Genomic DNA, 18,319 nt, shown 5'->3' on the forward strand with positions numbered 1-18,319 from the left:
TATAATAATAGTATGTAAAAATGAGGACGGAGTGAAACTATGAAATTTATCCATACGGCTGATTGGCATTTAGGTAAAATCGTTCACGGGGTACATATGACAGATGACCAAAGGCATGCCCTTTTGCAATTCATAGAAATTGTCGAAGAAGAAAAACCTGATGCGGTTGTGATTGCCGGTGATCTTTATGATCGTTCGGTTCCACCGACTGAAGCTGTGGAGCTTCTTGATGAAATCCTTTATACGATTAATGTGAAAATGAATACACCAATCGTTGCAATATCGGGAAACCATGATTCCGCGGAAAGGCTTGCATTCGGTTCATCATGGTATCGTCATAGTCAGTTGTACATTCATGGGAAATTGACAAAAACATTCGAGCCGGTTCGCATTAAGGGAGTGAATTTTTATTGTGTTCCATATGCAGAACCTGGAACGGTTCGCCATCTTTTTGAAGATGAAAGTATCCATTCCCATCAAGAAGCGATGAAGCGGATAACAGGAATGATTGCAGAGACTTTCAATAAGGATGAACCGAATGTCTTCGTAGGACATGCTTTTGTATTAGGCGGAAAAACGAGCGATTCAGAGCGAGTTTTGTCAGTAGGTGGTTCCGGATGTGTTTCATCAGACTTATTCGATGCGTTCGATTATACGGCACTTGGACATTTACATAGTCCTGACGCGATACGTCATCCTAAGGTGTTTTACTCTGGATCACTATTAAAATACTCTTTTTCTGAGGCCAAGCAAAATAAGTCGCTTTCCATTGTCGATATGCAAGAAGATGGTAGCTTCGATATACGCTATCGATCTTTGGCGCCTAAGCTGGATATGAGGGAAATATTCGGAACGATGGAAGAGTTACTAGATCCCGCTTTTTATCAATTGCAAAAAAAGGATGACTACTTGAAAATAACATTAAATGACGAGGGGTCACTCATCGATCCGATTAATCGTTTGCGCCAGATTTACCCGAATGTACTTCATCTGGAACGAAAATGGGATTTGACCGACCTTAGAAGAAAAAAATCCTTCTCTTCTGTAAAAGATGAACGGAAATCAGAATTGGACTTGTTCGAAACGTTTTATCAAGAAATGACAGATCGGGACTTTGATTCTCAAAAGCAAGATTTGATGGTTTCGGTAATTGAAGCCGTGAAGAAAGAGGAGGCTTTGAAATGAGACCCCATATTTTAACGATGCAGGCATTCGGACCATATGCAGGGAGGGAAACCATCGATTTTAATTCCCTTGGAGAACGGACCATGTTTGTCATCTCTGGAAAGACAGGCGCAGGGAAAACAACGATATTTGATGGGATCAGTTTTGCGATTTATGGAAAAGCCAGTGGTGAAGACCGAAGCGGGCAAGATTTACGAAGTCAGTTTGCCGAAGATGATGTGATGACGGAAGTCTCGCTGCAATTTACCCTGCGTGGGAAAACGTATTGGGTGACCCGGTCACCGCAGCAGGAACGAAAGAAAAAAGCAGGAGAAGGAACGACAACGGTTGGAGCAAAGGCTGAATTATATGAGATATTGGCTGAAGGAAAAAAATTGCTTGGTGCGAATGTGCGTGAGGTTGAGGAAAAAATCAAATTACTCATTGGACTTGATGCCAATCAATTCCGGCAAATCCTGATGATTCCACAAAATGAATTCCGAAAACTGTTAACTTCCGACAGCAAAGATAAAGAACAGATTCTCCAAAAATTATTTCATACTGAACTTTATAAACGAATCGAAGAAAAATTAAAAGAAGAGGCTTCCATCCTTAGAAAGCAAAGTGAAAAAAGCGCTCAGAGGAGAATTGAATTAATGAAAGGCATCCAGCCTGGTAATCATGTAGAATTGCAGGCACAATTGGAAGCGGAAGTGCCTAACGAACAGCTGATCTTACCGCTGTTACAGGAAGTCATTTTGGCAGCGGCAGAAAAAAATGAGGATGTAAATAAACAAATACAGGAAAAGCAAAAAGCTCGTGATCAAGTAAATCAAGAGCTTTCAAAAGCGGTTGATTTAATCAATAGATTATCGGAAAAAGAAAAACTTCGAAAAGAAAAGGAGAACCTTGAAGCAAAGCAGCCTGAAATGGAACTCGTGAAAGACCAAATTAAAATGGCACATAAAGCGGCTTCGCTTGAAAAGCAGGAACAATATTATTTGCGAATTGGCAAACAAGTCCAAGATGCGAATGCTGAACTTCAAAAATTAAGTGTACAGGCCGAGAAATTACAGGCTGAACGCATTGAGAAGCAGGATTCCTATGAACAGGAAATGTTGAAGGAAAACCAGAGGGAGCAGGCCGTACGGAATGTTCATCAGCTTGAGCAGGTAAAAGAGGCTGTCATGACTTTTGCAAGCTTAAAAGCACAAGTTACGTTAGATGAAAAAGAGTGGCGAACTAGTAAAGGACTTCGAGAAAAAAATGTTTCGGAACATCTGGCAATCGAAGAGGAAGCAGAGAGAGTCACTCATGAAAAAACAGAAGCGGAAAAAGCGGCGGTTCTTCATCGTGAAAAGGAAATCGAAGCGGAAAGAAATGATCAATCGTTAATGAAAATAAAAAAGCTTCAAGAAGTTCTTTCCGAAGTTCAGAATACGAAGCGGGTTCTGGAAGAAAAGAATATTCGGTTCAAAGAGATTCAAAGAATTCAGAGTCAGGAAAAGGAAAAACTGGAAGCCCTGAATCAAAACTGGCGATCAGGCCAAGCGGGTATGCTTGCGTCCATGCTGCACTCAGGGGAAAATTGTCCTGTGTGCGGTTCGCTAAGTCATCCAAAACCAGCGCAATTGCATGAGGATATGCCAACGGATATGGAACTGAAAGAGCAAGAAAACAGGCTGAAAACTGCAGAACAACAAAAAAGCCAAGCCGAAAGTGAATATTACCAAGCAAAATCAAAGTATGATGCACTGGCCGAGTCTTCAAAGGAAAAGATGATGGACTTACAAAATGACATGCCGGAGTTTAGGTTTGAAGACATTGATGATCATTTGAAACTGTTTATACAAAAAGGAAAAGTGCTGCAAGAGCAGTTAAAAGAATTGGTACGGAAAAAGTCATTATTTAATGATCTTGAAAGCAGGTTGCTGGAATTAAAAGCGAAAGCATCCCAGTTAAAGGAGAATCTTGCTTCTTTAGAAATAAAAGAGGACCAAGGGAAAACCAGGTATATTGAAAACTCGACAAAACTGACAGGATTAACCGATTCCCTGCCAGACGGTATACGGACAGAGGAAGAATATAATGCAGCCTTCCAAATGGCTGTAAAAACGCACAAACGCTTACAAATTGCTTTGGAAGATGCACAAAAAAACCTTCAAATGGTGAAAGAAAAAGAATCGGCAATCAATGCAAAAAAAGAATCCCTAAGTGGAAATATAGAGGCATTAAATCAAGAATTGAAAGAGGAACGGGAAAAGTTAATTACGGATATGACCAATCAAGGCTTTTCCAATTATAAAGAATATACAGCAGCCAAAAAGTCGGAAGCGGCTCTTGGGAGTTTAGAGGACCAAGTGCTGCAGTATAATCAAAATTGGCAAAGTGTTTTAAGTCTGTTTCATGATTTGGAAATGAAGTTAAAAGATGTAGTCAAACCGGACCTTGAAGGATTGAAAAAGACATTTGATTTCATAGATGCAGAATTGGAGTCGCTACGCCAAAATCAGAATGAATTACATGCCGAAAAAAGGACTAATGCAGAAATCGAAAGGAAATTGGCGCATATCAGGGAAGATCAGAAAAGTCTGGATGAAAGGTACAGTATCGTCGGTCATCTGTCTGAGATTTCCAAAGGTCAAAACTCCTTCAAAATAACTTTTGAACGGTATGTATTGGCAGCCTTTTTGGATGATATCCTAAAAGAAGCCAATTCAAGATTACTGAAAATGACAAGCGGCAGATATCAGCTTCTGCGAAAGCTGGATCCTACACGCAGGAATATCCAGAGCGGTCTGGAGTTATCCGTGTATGACCAATATACAGGACAGGAGAGGCATGTCAAAACCCTTTCGGGAGGAGAGAGCTTTAAGGCATCCCTTGCACTTGCTTTGGGTCTTGCGGATGTCGTCCAGCAGAATGCAGGCGGGATCTCACTCGAAACGATGTTCATCGATGAAGGTTTCGGTACCCTCGACCCTGAATCTCTTGATCATGCGATTGAAGCATTAATGGATATACAAAGCACCGGGAGATTAGTCGGGTTAATTTCTCATGTTCCAGAATTAAAAGAAAGAATAGATGCCCAGCTCCAAGTCATCTCGACACAAAAAGGGAGTCGTACGTCCTTCTATTTTGCTGGATAAATCAAGAAAAAAAGAATGGCTAAGGAGTGAAAGTGGCTCCCATGCCATTCTTTTTAATTTTTAGGAATGAACTACTCTATGTTAATATCATCAGCTGTTTTTCCGGGGGAAAACTTATGGATACGAATCACCAATATTGGATTTGAGAATTCAGCGGTAATTCTTCGTGAGCAAATCGAAAAGGGGAAAGGGATTTTTCTCTGTGTGGGTATTGTATCCGCTTTTTTTTCAAGTAATGGCTTATGAGTATCATCAACGATGATCGATAGCTCATTATCACGTAAACAAACTTTAATATCTTTCACATCATGATTTTCCAAAACCGCTTCCACCATATACTCATCGTCACTTTCGTATATATCAATTGAAAAAAGTTGATGATCCAACGCACAAGTTTCCGGATCCAGAAAAAACTTTTTTACCCATTCATCAAACTTTTCAACCTCATTCATTTGCAATCCATGTTGATTGTCTTGCATGTTGATACCCCCGGTTTTCCTTTGTTGTATTATATGTTGAATTATGAATGTGGTGATTGATAAAGTGAAAATGGATGATTGAAAGATACAGGAAAACGTGGTTCAAAAAATTCAGGAATATAAATGTATAAAAAGTATCCAACGATTTTTAGAAAAAGTAACCAAAGCACAGGAACGAGGGCTGTGTGTGTATTAACGGGAATCATAAAGTAGAAGGAAGCTAACAGAGATGACCAATTCTAAAAGAGTTGGTCATCTCTTTATTTACATGATCATTTTGATCTATAACGCGTCACCTCCATCTTAATTCAAAACTAGGCTTTACTGCTGTCGAAATGAACAAGCTCAATCCTTGTTAGTACAGTTATGAATATCATAAGGAATGTAATTTTTAAATAACTCACCGCCGCCTCGTATTGGAATCTTAATGAAGAAAATACGCCCTCTTATCACTTCCCGAAACAGTGGAATTTGCCGTTGTTGCTGTAAAGGCGCCATAATCCAAAAAGACCTCTTTAAAGCGCCCGATTGCTTGCATTTATTGATTGAAAGAGATCACGATATTTGTAGATTAGCTTTTCATAGGATGTCGACTTCTTACTCTTTTTCTTCTGATTGGTCAAAATAGAAAACCTTACTTTAGGGTGAAAAAGGTGGAGGGGGGCGCTATTAATCGATCAAAGAAGTGTGGAAACAATTTCTCAATTGCTGCTTCTCCTCCTTTTAATAAAACATGAGGATGGTAGCTTATGGCACTCTTTTGCCTAGCGGCTTTTTCCGTCCATCTTTCACCTGCTTCCAAGATGATTAATTCTCGAAAAGTATGTGATAGGGCTTGGCAGCTGTTTCCCTGCGATGCTTCCTCCGATAATTATTGCTTTCTCCAATATGATTCGTCCCCCAATCCCGCTGCAAGTATTCGTGTTCTCTCGATAAAACTACTTTCCTTATAGGTGAACATCAAATGAAGTCCCATCCACCACTAATTCGTGAGACTCACCATCTGCTATATCGTCGGTAGTGAATGAAAAGGACTTGAGCCCGTCGATTTTTTCTTCGGAATCGACTAATAAGCCAATTGTGCCTTTTCTTGTTTCTCCTGGTTGGTAATCTAATCGACTTACTTTTTTTGTCCCCATAAAAGTATCCCCGGAGTGGATGAAATTTTTAGAAGGCACATTATATGTAAGGTCATCATTGAAAGTAACATGTTCCATGCTGAAGAACTGCAGTTCCTTGGGACCTTTATTTTCCACAGAATAAGTTATTTCAAGATAAGTTACCTCTTTGCCAATATCCGTTTTAGACCAGGCAGACTGCTGATCGATTTCCTCCATGGTTAAATTCTCTTTATAGTATATCGAATAGGCTTCTTCAAAACTCAATCCCGTATAGGATTTGAGCTCCTCCTTTACTTCATCTGTGAGTGAAGAAAATTGAATCATGCGGATATCCTTGATTGTGATGGCCATTGGAGCCAATTCAAATGACTCATTTATAGACTTCGTTTCTAGTAATGTGAGTGTTCCCCAATCTTTTTGGCGGACCTTATCGCCGACTCTTTCAAGATGGGTCCCGCCATATTCCTGTACCTCAGGAATTTTGGACTCCTTGGCTTCTGCATTTTTCCGTTTTTCGGTCTTATTATCGCTGCCGAAATAATTGAAGGCTATAACACTTGAAAAAATAAGCAATAATCCAGCAATTATTGAAATGGTCCATCTTTTACGAATATTTCATCACTCCTTAAACTATCGATGTCATAAACTATAATATACCTTTTTTTCGCAAATGAAGGAAGAGTACCCATCTTGTTGCCGAAAATCGACATAGTTTGAGTTTGCATAAAAAGTTAACTGCATTCATGTTGCAATATAATTATTTCTCTTTTTATTAAGGCATTGTTCTTTAATTAGACTACTGGGGCGTTATATCTTTTTATCAAAAGCGAAAACAATGTAAAAAGGAGAGAAAAACCAACAAGGGGCTTTTTGAGATATGTAGGGGACATAACGGGCCATCCTCTTAGCGGAAGCAACAGTCTTCATGAGCAACGGCTTTATTAATCTATGCGTAAACTTGCCGATCAGGAACTATTCTTCTTGTGCCGTCAGCGAATTTAGGCGTTTTTTTTGGAGGAATCCGGATTCCAGGGCATCTGACGTCAAGATGGTCTCGCACAACATAATCTGGTGGGAAAAAAGAAAAAAGCCGTGGCAATTCATCTGGGGTACCATGGTCTTTCTGCCTTGATCTCTCCATCACCATCCTTTGGTGTGTTTTCGCGAGATTTCTCAGCTATAGTACAAGCGATTTTATATTAAAGTCATATCATATTACAAGGGAAAATCCTAAGAAACTGAGGACATGCTAGGTAATGGATCAATGGATGATGAAAATGGCTTAGGAACGAACAAATAGAAAGGTCTTTACTTCCTGGATTTAATTTTTGCTTTAGTTTCCAATATAAACAGCCAGAACTAAATCTTTTGTTTAGGCTCTTTTCGTAAAGATTGTTGTTTTTAAAACGAAACTATTTAAGGTTGATTGGAGCGGAAGTGCGAGACTCCTGCGGGAGCAGCGGGACAGGTGAGACCCCACAGGCGTTCTCACCGCCCGCCCCGCGGCAAGCGAGCATCTGGAGGGGAAATCAACCACTCACTACCTGGTAAATAGCAACAAAGTATGTGAAAACAGCCTTTGTTTATTATTGATTCTTCTATGTACTTGTTTTTTCATCTATCTGGAAATCCATCTCACTAGTCACAAATTTTTTAAAAAAGGAGACGCATATGGAATGTGGCCAATTAACAATGGTAAGGAAAGGATACATCAGCCGAATAAAAGTAAACTGCTGCTGTCCCAGCAAGAGATAAAAGCCATTGAGTCTTGGGTATCTCAAATGTGGACATACCAATTTTATAAAACCGCAAGACAAATAGTGTCTACTGCTAGTAAAACGCTAAAATTCAAGTATAAAATGATTGGGTATGGTTTAAACCGAGTTGTCTATGATTTAAATAATGGCTATATATTAAAAATTGCATTATCAGAAGTAGGCTTAATAAGCAATGCAAATGAGGCCTATATATATAATAACTGTAATAAGGAAGTCAAAAAGTATCTATGTCCGGTTAAGGAGTATGGGCTGGGCTGGATTATCATGAAGAAGGTGGACACGAAAGTGTCAATCATGGAATATACGAAACTGATCAAGTTGGAATTGAAATTCCTGAGGTACAGTATCATTCCAATAGATTTGCGTTTAGATAATGTCGGATTTAATGAGAATAATGAAATGGTTGTCATTGATTACGGTCTATTCACCATGGATCTCATAAGCCCTTTTCTGCGAAGGTTAGTTTATCCAAGGGCAAATGATAGATAAATAATGGCTGCAAATGGCAGTATTTTTTGAGAATCCAAATTCATTAATCCCAATGTGAATAATAGAAATTTCATTTACAAATTTAACCTATTTGAACCATTTCACCGCGAGCATATTAATGGGTATTAAATTAAACAAATTATAATATATTTAGGTAAAGACCTCGCTAGAATATTTAAATTGAAGTTTTCACAAGGAAGTGGTGGTCAAAGAAGGCTTGGGTAATTAGACTTTGGGTAATAATCTTAAAAAGCTACACGAATTTGCTTACTTATCTTCACCAATAACAAAGTTGGGTGCTCCACATGTAGGGTTAGTTCTGCAAGTAAAGGTTCTGACAAGTGTTGTTTAATTACATTTGGATAGATTGTAATTTCACCTGGTAGAGAAACACAGGTATTTCGGAAAAGGGTACGCCAACACCTAAAATACTAGCTAAAACCATGCTAGTAAAACCATCAATTATTGAAAAAAGTCGTTACTCTTCAAAGTCATGTCAAGACAAGGAATTTCCTATAATCAAGCATACAAAACCACCTTAATCAAGTATTCATCTGAAAGGTGGTTTTGTTATGCCATTCTTAACCATTTTTCACTTAATGACCTATGTTTTCTAAATAAGGGAGTTCATTTTAAACTATAGCTAAATTGAATTTTCTTAGGTTCCATACAGTGAAAATGGAGAAAGTTGACTTATCAAGTTGTACCAACAAATGCCCGCTTGAATTCCGGTCGAGCGATTCGTGCCGATACAAATAAGCACTAAAGGGTCTTGCTATCATTCGTCTCTTATTTTAAAGCTAATAAACTTCTGTTCCATCATCTCATTCATCGCATATTTGACGCCTTCTCGACCAACACCGCTGTCCTTCCAGCCGCCATAAGGCATATTATCAATCCGATAAGTTGGGATATCATTGATGACGACTCCACCTGTTTCCAAGCGTTCTGCCGCATAGAAAGCACGTTCTATACTTGGTGTCATCACTCCTGAGTTCAATCCGTAACGTGAATCGTTTGCATCCTTGATGGCATCATCCAGCGTTTCGAATGGGAAAATACAGACGATTGGACCAAATACTTCGAAACGAAATACCTTTGAATCACGATTTACATTGGTTAAGACGGTAGGCACTAGTACATTGCCTTCCACTGTACCGCCGCACTCGATTTTTGCTCCTTCCTGTACTGCCTCGTCTATCCAACTTTGTAACCGTTCCAATTCTTTTTTTGAAATAACCGCTGTAATATTTGTATTTTCCTCCAAGGGGGAACCGATGACAAGCTGTTTTGTTGCACTGACGAATCGATCTAAAAATTGTTGGTACAGTGATTTGTGGACATAAATTCTTTGGATCGAGATACACACCTGCCCATTATTCGTAAATGAACCCATCACACTTCGTTGAATAATTTTATCGATGTCGACTCCTTCATCAATGATGAAAGGCGAATTGGATCCGAGTTCAAGGGTAAGCTTACGGAAGCCTGCCTGCTGCTGGATAAGGTGTCCGACCTCTACACTGCCTGTGAAAGTCACTTTTTTTACATGTGGATGGGTCGTCAACGCTTCACTTAAAACATCTCCCTTACCCGGAATGATGTTCAAAACTCCCTCCGGCAGCCCTGCTTCTTGAAAGATATCGGCAAGAACCAGTGCACTCAAAGGGGTTTGTTCGGCAGGTTTTAACACGATCGAATTACCAGCCGCAATAGCTGGACCAACTTTATGGGCGACAAGATTAAATGGAAAGTTAAATGGGGTAATCGCCGTTACCACGCCAATAGGGGTATGAATTGTAAAGCCAAAACGGTTTACCCCACCCTGTGCAGCATCCATCGGAATTTGTTCTCCATAATTGTTCTTTGCCGCTTCTGCAGCAAAACGATAGGTCTGAACCGTACGATTCATTTCCTCACGAGCATTTCGAATCGTTTTCGCCGCCTCTAGAGAAACGATTTTCGCAAGTTCTTCACTGCGTTCTTCCATGATTGCTGCAGCTTTCATTAAAATTTCGGCTCGAGCATGCGCCGGGAAGGATCGGTATTTCTGAAAAGCGGCATTTGCCTCAACTATTGCTTCAATGGCATCCGCAGGCTCAGCCTGTCCGATTTGTGCAATTTCTTCATTTGAATGGGGATTAAATAACGGCTCATACGATTTAGCTTCCCGCCATTTACCACCGATCCACAATTGCCACTTTTTCTTCATCTGACATTCCTCCAATACTACATGTTTTATAATTTACAAATATAATCACCCAGTGTTTTCGAGAGCTTTACATTTTCCGAATAATCGACATCCACATCAATCAAGACAATTTCCTGACTCGAAATCGCTTCTTCTAATGCATGAAGCAATTCATCGGAATGGGTTACTTTCACTCCTTTAACACCAAAACTTTTTGCGAAGCTTAAAAAGTCTGGGTCGGTAAATTCAATCGCATTCGTACGATCAAATTTATTCAATTGCTTCCACTCAATTAGGCCGTATTTTGAATCATGGAAAATGACTATCACGAAGGCAAGGCCCAGACGTTTTGCAGTTGCCAATTCAACCCCATTCATTAGAAATCCGCCATCCCCTGTAACCGCAATGACAGGTTTATCAGGTTTTGCCAGTTTTGCCGCAATCGCACCGGGAATGGCAATCCCCATCGATGCAAAGCCATTAGAAATGATAGTGTGATTAGGCTTTTCCGGTTGATACATCCGAGCCATCCATAATTTATGTGCACCAACATCAGAAATGACAATGGCATTTCCCTTTTCCGCCTTTTTCAAATCAGCGATAATCCGCTGAGGGATGATAGGGCTTCCTGATACATTATCTGAAGAATGAAATTTTTCAATAATTTGAGACCTTAATCTTTTCACTTCTGGCCAAAGCTCTTTTTTAACTACATCAGTGGTCAATGCTTCAAGTGACTCTGTTACGTTCCCGACCAATTCAGCTTGAACGGGGTAATAAGCATCAACCTCAGCCGGTCGAGCATCAATATGAATAATCTGATTCATTGCCTCATCGTTCCAATACTTTGGCAAATATTCGACGAAATCATAGCCGACGGTGATAATAAGATCGGCCAAATCAAACCCGCATAGAACATAATCCCTTGCTTGCATCCCTACTGTAAAAAGGGTCAACGGATGGTTAGAAGGTAAAACTCCTTTGGCCATGAACGAATTCACAACAGGAATTTGTTTCTCCTCAGCAAATTTACGTAAGGACTCCGTAGCTCCATCGCGGATTACGCCATTACCAGCTAGAATAATAGGCTTTTTAGCGCGATTTATTAATTCTACAGCTTTTTTGATTTCTTCTTCGGCTGGATTGGATCTAGGGATTGGTGTAACCGGAAGTGGCTCACCTTCTGTATCCATCATTGCCACATCTTCCGGAAGCTCGATATGAACAGCACCCGGCTTTTCAATGACTGCAGTCTTAAATGCTTTACGGATAATTTCCGGAATCGTATGAGGCACCTTAATTTGTTGATTCCATTTCGTTACTTCCTTAAAAACTCCAATAATGTCCACATATTGATGCGACTCCTTATGAATTCGATCAAGCCCCGCCTGACCAGTAATCGCAACAACAGGGGAATAATCCAAATAAGCACTTCCTATCCCTGTTAATAAATTGGTTGCACCCGGTCCCAATGTACTCAAACAAACGCCAGGCTTTCCAGTTAGCCGCCCATAGATGTCTGCCATAAATGCTGCAGCTTGTTCATGGTGGACTAAGATAAATTTAATATCAGAGCTTATTAGAGAATCAACAAGATCCGTATTTTCCTCACCAGGTATCCCGAAAATATACTGAACACCTTCATTCTCTAAACATCTTATAAACAAATCAGATGCCTTCATACTATTCCCTCCTCGACCATTGATTTCTTCCCTATATGTTGGCTTTGCCTACATGAAATTATGTAATTGAGTGTTAAAAATCTTTTCAATAATATTCGCTCCATTGTATAAAGAGATTCAAGTTAGAGTAAATTAAACACAATATAATCATTACTAGGAGGGGTAAAAATGGATATCGCAAGTCGTTTAATTATCATTTCATTTATTACTATTGCACTTGTTGTAATAGCACTTGTCATTTTTCTAGTCTATTTATTAATATTAGACCGAAATCAGAAGCACCACGCTATACTACGGAATTATCCAGTACTAGGGAGGGTCCGCTATTTTTTAGAAAAAATCGGACCGGAATTTCGGCAATATTTATTTAACGAGGATACTGAAGGGAAGCCATTTTCAAGAGATGATTATGAACATATTGTAAAAAGCTCAAAATATATGCGGGATGTAATCGGGTTTGGTTCAAAACGTGATTTTGATGAAGAAGGCCTTTTTGTTCGGAATGCTATGTTCCCCAAATTAACCGAAGAAGAAAAATTCGATAGAGAAACAAAGGTGATAACTAAAAGATATATCTTATTGAGAGATCCGCTTCTTATGCAGCGAAAGGAAAAATGGGAGGATGAGGAATCGTCTGCTTACTTATTACATGACCATGATGCCGTAATCATTGGCCCAAATACAAAACATCCATTTAGATTAAAAGGTTTAATTGGGATGTCGGCGATGAGCTATGGTTCATTAGGACATAATGCCATCACAGCTTTATCAGAAGGATTGGCTTTAGCGAAAGGCACATGGATGAATACTGGGGAAGGCGGACTCTCTTCTTATCATTTAAAGGGTGGCGTCGATATTATTATGCAGATTGGCCCAGCCATGTTCGGAGTGCGCGATAAGCATGGCGAAATGGATTGGGACGAGTTAAAGCGGAAAAGTGAAATTCCTCAAATAAAAGCATTTGAGGTTAAGCTCGCTCAAGGTGCCAAAACACGCGGGGGACATATCGATGCTGAAAAAGTTACTCCAGAAATTGCCGAAATTCGCAAAGTGGAACCATTCAAATCGATTGATAGCCCCAATCGTTTTCATCAGTTCAATGATGTACCGACAATGTGTGAATTCATTGAAAGAATCCGCAGCCATACGGGTAAACCTGTTGGAATGAAGATGGTTGTAGGAAGTAATGATAGCGTAGAGGAATTAGCCAAATATATGAAGGAAACCGGCAAAGGTCCGGACTTTATCACTGTGGATGGAGGGGAAGGCGGAACAGGGGCTTCTTATCAAGAATTGATTGATAGTGTCGGTTTGCCGATTAAATCAGCCCTGCCAATTGTTGTCTCCACCCTTCAAAAATATGGGGTACGCGACCGGGTTAAAATTATTGCTTCAGGTAAACTGTTCACCCCTGACCGGATTGCGATTGCTTTGGCGATGGGGGCTGATCTTGTCAATATAGCTCGTGGATTTATGATTGCCATAGGATGTATCCAAACATTGAAATGTCAATCTAATGCCTGTCCAGTTGGGGTAGCCACAACAGACCCAGAATTGCAAAGGGCTCTCGTGATTGACGAAAAGAAATACCGCGTCGTCAACTTTCTCGTGACACTTCGAAAAGGACTATTTCGAATTTCAGCAGCAGCAGGTTTGGATTCGCCCGTTCATTTTCAACCTAAGCATATTAGTTATAAGGATGAAAAAGGCGTCGTGACATCACTGGAAACCATCATTCAGGAAATCAGGCAGCAAATAGAGTGAAATCCTGATTATTCTTTTCTCCTATTAATATTAACTTTACTTTCTGTTTATTATCTGCTTGCTGGTTTTGTGAAAAATAACAATGGGATGTTGTAAAATAATCAGTCCACTATCTACCAAGAATTCGCCTTTAAAGGAGGGTAAATTGTGAAAAATATGGGATATCAATGCAGGTCCAATGTAGAATTGCAGCAACTTGTTGATGAGGCAAAAAAATTTACCGTTAAGGGAAAGGTGGCAAACTATATACCGGCTCTTGAAAAGGCGAATCCTGGAGATTTATCTGTGGCTATTTACTATCCTGACGGAAAAAGATATTGTGCGGGGGATGTAAGTGTCAAAATGACCCTCCAAAGCATTTCAAAAGTATTGACACTTGCTATGGTATTAATGGAAAAAGGAGAGGACTATGTCTTTTCATTTGTAGGAAAAGAACCTACCGGTGATCCTTTTAATTCCATTGCCAAGTTAGAGACAAACAAGCCATCCAAGCCGTTAAACCCGATGATCAATGCAGGAGCATTGACTGTTACCCACATGGTTTCAGGTGACAATGTAAATGAGAGGCTTAAGCGTATTTTATATTTTATCCGGGAGTTGACCCAAAATCCTATTATCGATTTTAATGAAGCAGTTGCCAGTTCAGAATACAATACAGCAGACTTAAATCGATCGTTAAGCTATTTTTTAAAGCAGCATAATGTAATAAACGAAGATGTGGAGGACTTAATCGAATTGTATTCGAAGCAGTGTGCCATTGAAATGGACAGTCAGGATTTGGCGAGGATAGGCTGTGTGCTGGCCATGAATGGGAAAGATCAGTTGACGGGAAAGCAAATTATCCCCGGAGACATTGCTCGTATTTGCAAGACATTTATGGTTACCTGCGGCATGTATAATGCCTCAGGTGAATTTGCCATTAATGTAGGCATTCCGGCCAAAAGCGGCGTGTCAGGAGGAATCATGGGGGCTGTCCCTGGAAAATGCGGAATTGGAATTTATGGTGCAGCGCTGGATGAGAAGGGGAACAGCGTTGCCGGGGTAAAACTCTTGGAAATGATGGCGAAAAAGTATTCATTAAGTATGTTTAATACTTAAACAATGTTTCCTGTTGCACATTTATTACAGATAGTCCTACAGGTCATGATTGAATATTCTCATAGAAGCCGTATAGAATATGTATGATTCGAAATGACTTCCCTTATCAAACTCAGTTTTGGGATATTGAATGTAGTTTCAAACTACGCATTTTCCTATTGAACCCTTCATGCTTTAGCGAACGTTTAAGGCTATCTGTTTCTAAGGTAATCGCCCCCCGGCTTCATTTCATATTTCAAAAATAATAAAATTTGTCCATTGCAGAGTTAACAAATCTATTTAGCTTGTTGGGGATGTTGGGACAAGTTGTTTTCATATTTAATCTGGTTCAATAATGCTGCGGCAACCTTTTTCTCGCGGGCAAAATGGATAGATTAAGAGTGTTAAAAAAGGAATAGTTAGTGAGTAAGTTTTTTGTAGACTAATAAATGAATAAAATAGATGACTTCTTTATTGATACTGGATATCATTCGATCTAGTATTCGGTAGCTCCCACGTGATGCACGAATAAGCCCACGCATCGCTTTAAACTTTCAAAATGTTTCATCAATCTTACAGATCGCCATTTTAGGAATATAAAAAAAAAGCCAATTTTCTTTAAGAACAATCTAAGGGTCCCAGAAAATTGTTTATCCTGGGTATATCCGATAGAGGCCAAGACGTCATATCATATGATTTTGTGTAATTCCAATTTTTGTATAATTTTTTTGAATATTTAAAAAATATTTGTTGGTTTCTGTAGTTTTATATTAGATTCTGTGGTTCCTGTGATAAATTAAAGCTACTTTTTAAGAGAAAATACTACATTAAATAACAATATCTGTGTTTTTGGGGTTAATGGCATACAAACTTCAAAGAACCGGCAGAAAGAAACTTAAGAATTCTCACAAATGAAAGAAAGTTAAAAGGAGAAACAAATATGAACGATCTACAAAAGCAAATACTCTTTTTCCTTGAGGAATGCAATAGAGAAAGATGTGTAAGTAAAATTGCTGAAAAGTACAATAAAAGTCTTGAAGTGATAAGGGCCGAGTTAGTGATACTTGTGAACAAAAACCTCATAGATATCAAAAAGAGTACGACTGGGAAGATAAGCAAAGCAACGATAAAGCCAGAAGGTAAACAATACTTCAGAGATGCAATTGCAATTGTTACTAAGGAGTCAGTACAAGGGCAAATCAATGAATTGAGACAAAAGTTGTCAACTCTGGAAGCCTCCTTTCTGCAAGCACAAGCGAATCCAACTGTGGAGAATAAACAGTCACTACTAAATAATGCGAATACGGTTCAATCAGTGGCTAATGGATTAAACTCATTTTTTAAAGCTGGAATGGATATCTTTAAGTAAATCGTTTAGTTGTTCCGTCATAAGCATCAAAAGAAAGAGTGGCTGATGCCTCCAATTTTTCTTCAGGGCGCTCTTGTACAATCTACATGCACCTGTGGCCAAAACAGGACTCGCTCATGTGTCTATTGTTGAGTGAACTGGTTAGAGCAGAGCTGATGAGGTTAACTAATGAGTGTCTTACATAAATACTTAATAACCAAAGTGTCCGAATCAGTTGAATAGAACTGAGTGGGTTTTACTGAAAAGGGAGCACATGGATGTGGATGTTTTAAGATTTAATGAGCGTGAAACAATCGTAATCGGTGTAAATAATACAGTGAAAGATAAGGCGTTCCACGTTACTTGTTATGCAAAAATTAAAATAAAGAAAGCCTGCTTCCTTGAATGAAAGGTTCGTAGGTTTTTTTGTTATTCACTTTTCACTATACCTTAAGGGACTCTTCATGTCCTAAAATCACTCCATTTAATAGTGAACTTAAATTCAAGGGCGATGAAATCCTGAGATTAAGCGAGTATTTGTGAGAAAATCGTATTAAACTGAGGTAGTTGAAGAATAAAAACTGAAAATTCGGTATGAACAATTGTAAATATATAGTGAGGTATGAAAAGATACTAATGGCAATAACCGAAAAATTTAATAGTTTTGCTAAAAAGGGGATTGGTTCTATAGTGCAAGTAATAAATTAAAAATTAAACAATCTAAACCCTTTTGCACATTATCAAAAAAGGACAGATTCATTAAAGGGTCAAATCTGCCCAAAAACAAAAGAAACTTATCCATAAATTGATTAGAATTGATGATAATCTGTAAGTTGAAAGGAAAGTTACGACTTTTCCTTCAAGTAAATCATTTTTGTACCAAAACCATCTATCCTATATCATATCAATATGTGTTATTTTCCAATGCTCATTCTTAATAAGTTGCTCTAAATTTTCTTTGTCTTCTTTTTTAAAGTAAGTGATCATTTTTTTATGATGTTCATTCATTTGTTCTAATACGGCAAAAAGTTTTTCTTCGTCTTTGCTCAAATAGATTTGTCTAACAAAACTGTTTTGTAAAGAATTAAGAAGGTCTATTAATGTATCGTTTTTACATTTATCAATATATACTTTATGGAATTGATTTTGGAATTGCTGATAATCCGAATAATTTTTTTGTGAAATTGACAGGTCAATTTTTTTAACCAGCTCTTCCATTAGTTCAATATCACTCTTTGTAATATGCGCTATAGATAATGAGGCTGCTAGGGCGTCAAGCACACCAACAACTTGAAAAACATCAAGCTTATTCTTTGTATCAAGTTCTTTAACGATAAATCCCTTTCGAGGAAAATACTCAAGTAAATTTTCTGAAGCTAATTGTATCAAAGCTTCCCTTACAGGGGTTCTGCTTACTTCTAACTTCTCGCTTAGTGCAACTTCATTTACCTTATGATTAGGAAGCAATGTTCCATTCTGAATTTCTTCAGCAATATGATTATATACATGGTCTTTAAGTGATTGGTATCTCTTTTTGATAGTCCTTCTCCCCTATGCTAAAAATTGATACATTTATTATACAATATACAATATAAAATTGAAAATTCTTAATTTTTGTATAGCATAGGCTTCTAAATTCTTCAATAGCTCTACTGTTTAGTAATTATCGCAGCTCACTATTACCTGTATCCCAATCAGTCTCTAAGTCCACATGAGGCGATGCTGCCATAGAAATTCAGATCTTAAACGAATTGAGAGAACCACGGAGTGTGGGAACAATTGTAGTTTGGGTTTTAAGGCTTTTACAAGGATATAGAATATTGAACATCATTAAAACTATACGTGTTAATTGAAAGTTTTTTAAGATTAAACTAATAAAATATATTGAAAAGGGGAAGAGTCCAGTGTATCATATGTCTTAATACGAATAATATTTCTGATTATTCAGCATATTATACAATATACAATATACAATATAACAAGAAAATATGCTGAGTTAATAGCTCTTCTAACAAAAGCACCTTCATATTAAAATTGGCAAAGAATAAATTTAAGCAGGTGAAAAAAAGGAAGTGGT

13 protein-coding genes and 1 pseudogene are annotated in these 18,319 nt (G+C 38.4%); 7 read left to right on the forward strand and 7 right to left on the reverse strand.

Annotated features, from left to right (window positions below; genetic code table 11):
* Positions 1-39: 39 nt before the first annotated feature.
* Both UP17_RS09380 and UP17_RS09385 read left to right on the forward strand, forming a co-directional pair.
* Positions 40-1,185 (forward strand): exonuclease SbcCD subunit D, encoded by a 1,146-nt coding sequence (locus UP17_RS09380; protein ID WP_061462737.1) that lies wholly within the window; start codon positions 40-42, stop codon positions 1,183-1,185.
* Positions 1,182-4,313 (forward strand): AAA family ATPase, encoded by a 3,132-nt coding sequence (locus UP17_RS09385; RefSeq protein ID WP_061462739.1) that lies wholly within the window; start codon positions 1,182-1,184, stop codon positions 4,311-4,313. Before UP17_RS09380 ends, UP17_RS09385 begins: the two co-directional genes overlap by 4 nt.
* 71 nt (positions 4,314-4,384) lie before the next feature.
* Here the strand turns inward: UP17_RS09385 and UP17_RS09390 are convergent, their stop codons facing one another.
* The 3 genes and pseudogenes from UP17_RS09390 to UP17_RS09395 all read right to left on the reverse strand — a co-directional run bounded on the left by UP17_RS09390 (position 4,385) and on the right by UP17_RS09395 (position 6,486).
* On the reverse strand, positions 4,385-4,792 hold the full coding sequence (locus tag UP17_RS09390; RefSeq protein WP_061462741.1) for an Hsp20/alpha crystallin family protein: 408 nt from the start codon (positions 4,790-4,792) through the stop codon (positions 4,385-4,387).
* A gap of 667 nt (positions 4,793-5,459) precedes the next feature.
* Positions 5,460-5,682, reverse strand: a pseudogene (locus UP17_RS28690) (glutamate synthase); the annotation flags it as partial.
* Positions 5,683-5,739: 57 nt separating this feature from the next.
* Positions 5,740-6,486 carry a hypothetical protein gene (locus UP17_RS09395; protein WP_061462743.1) on the reverse strand — a complete coding sequence of 249 codons (747 nt, stop codon included), beginning with the start codon at positions 6,484-6,486 and terminating at the stop codon, positions 5,740-5,742.
* Positions 6,487-7,589: 1,103 nt separating this feature from the next.
* Here UP17_RS09395 and UP17_RS09400 point away from each other — a divergent pair.
* Positions 7,590-8,180, forward strand: coding sequence for a hypothetical protein (locus UP17_RS09400; protein WP_061462745.1), 591 nt, complete (start codon positions 7,590-7,592; stop codon positions 8,178-8,180).
* A 352-nt stretch (positions 8,181-8,532) separates the two neighbouring features.
* Here the strand turns inward: UP17_RS09400 and UP17_RS29500 are convergent, their stop codons facing one another.
* From UP17_RS29500 to UP17_RS09410, 3 genes are all read right to left on the reverse strand, one after another.
* Positions 8,533-8,646 (reverse strand): DUF554 family protein, encoded by a 114-nt coding sequence (locus tag UP17_RS29500; RefSeq protein WP_430153247.1) that lies wholly within the window; start codon positions 8,644-8,646, stop codon positions 8,533-8,535.
* 312 nt (positions 8,647-8,958) lie between these two features.
* Positions 8,959-10,392 (reverse strand): aldehyde dehydrogenase family protein, encoded by a 1,434-nt coding sequence (locus UP17_RS09405; RefSeq protein ID WP_061462747.1) that lies wholly within the window; start codon positions 10,390-10,392, stop codon positions 8,959-8,961.
* A gap of 26 nt (positions 10,393-10,418) precedes the next feature.
* On the reverse strand, positions 10,419-12,053 hold the full coding sequence (locus tag UP17_RS09410) for an acetolactate synthase large subunit (RefSeq protein ID WP_061462749.1): 1,635 nt from the start codon (positions 12,051-12,053) through the stop codon (positions 10,419-10,421).
* A gap of 168 nt (positions 12,054-12,221) precedes the next feature.
* Between UP17_RS09410 and UP17_RS09415 the strand changes: the two genes are divergently transcribed.
* From UP17_RS09415 to UP17_RS29225, 4 genes are all read left to right on the forward strand, one after another.
* Positions 12,222-13,817, forward strand: a complete 1,596-nt coding sequence (locus UP17_RS09415) for an FMN-binding glutamate synthase family protein (protein ID WP_061462751.1) — start codon at positions 12,222-12,224, stop codon at positions 13,815-13,817.
* A 156-nt stretch (positions 13,818-13,973) separates the two neighbouring features.
* A complete protein-coding gene (gene glsA / locus UP17_RS09420) occupies positions 13,974-14,915 on the forward strand; it encodes a glutaminase A (RefSeq protein ID WP_061466046.1) in 942 nt (313 codons plus the stop codon).
* Positions 14,916-15,834: 919 nt separating this feature from the next.
* Complete coding sequence (locus tag UP17_RS09425; protein ID WP_061462753.1) at positions 15,835-16,263, forward strand: hypothetical protein; 429 nt, start codon at positions 15,835-15,837, stop codon at positions 16,261-16,263.
* Positions 16,264-16,522: 259 nt separating this feature from the next.
* On the forward strand, positions 16,523-16,651 hold the full coding sequence (locus UP17_RS29225) for a hypothetical protein (RefSeq protein WP_284149569.1): 129 nt from the start codon (positions 16,523-16,525) through the stop codon (positions 16,649-16,651).
* Between the two features lie 485 nt (positions 16,652-17,136).
* Here the strand turns inward: UP17_RS29225 and UP17_RS09430 are convergent, their stop codons facing one another.
* On the reverse strand, positions 17,137-17,781 hold the full coding sequence (locus UP17_RS09430; protein WP_061462755.1) for a GntR family transcriptional regulator: 645 nt from the start codon (positions 17,779-17,781) through the stop codon (positions 17,137-17,139).
* Positions 17,782-18,319 lie beyond the last annotated feature (538 nt).

Source organism: Peribacillus simplex (assembly GCF_001578185.1).
Lineage (GTDB): Bacteria > Bacillota > Bacilli > Bacillales > DSM-1321 > Peribacillus > Peribacillus simplex_A.